This window comes from Ruegeria sp. BI11, assembly GCF_056538005.1.
In genome coordinates this window covers 1-792 of the sequence record NZ_JBQFSM010000064.1, presented here as the reverse complement: position 1 = coordinate 792, position 792 = coordinate 1, and the positions used below count along the sequence as shown (strand labels likewise).

Annotated in this window: 1 protein-coding gene; it reads right to left on the bottom strand. The window is 50.4% G+C overall.

Annotation, left to right across the window (positions count from 1 at the left end; translation table 11 throughout):
• Positions 1-537 precede the first annotated feature (537 nt).
• On the bottom strand, positions 538-792 hold a 255-nt coding region (locus ACR0DT_RS25095), incomplete at its 5' end, for a hypothetical protein (RefSeq protein ID WP_480713352.1).

Here is a 792-nt window from a genome sequence, read left to right as displayed (position 1 = left end):
AGGTGAATACCGAATAGAATATGGGCAGGAAATATAGACTTAAGGTTAGATGCCCTTGCGGAATGCAACTAACCTGATTGAACGAGGCTGCCGGATATGCCCCAGGTTAAAGATCGGATGCTTTAAGTTGGCAGCTACGCGCTGACCGCGGACAGAAGAAGGAAGCCTGGCAACGGAATTACTCTTTGTGCTGTGGGTGAACGTCGGAGCTACAAAAGCAAAAGAAATTTTTTGAATTTGCGTCCTGAACCTGGCGGGGAAAGTGTGGCCTGCTATGTTCTTGGCCTTTTCTAACACCCATTGACACAAGGCCGCCCCATTACAGAAGTGGGTTTCTGGATCATCGTAACCGCCGAGGAGTGAATCTATGGCGCACCCTGCGCGAGGTGTTTTTAACGATAGCATCAACGGCATTCGATGCGGGAATCTATCCGATCTTTGAGGGTTACCACTCCTTACAGGTTATTGAACAGGCGGCCTCTGTCGTTACACCATCGTCATATCACTGCGCATTCCTGGAAACCGAAGTTTTCCGGGCTACCCGCTACACCGGTTTTTAGCCTTCTCTACTCTGCAAAACTGCCCAGGCAATGCGCGCTGTCTTGTTGGCGATTGCCAAGAGCGTTTTGTTGTGACCTGCGCGTACCAACAAATCTTGCACCTCTCATCGTTTCGGAAGATCGCAGCCAGCTTTTGGTCGAGCTCAGCGACTTGTTTGCCCAACGCTTCGAATTCGGCGATTAGTGCGTTGAAGTTCTCAATTGCCAGTACCGGCAGATTAGCCTCAGCGAT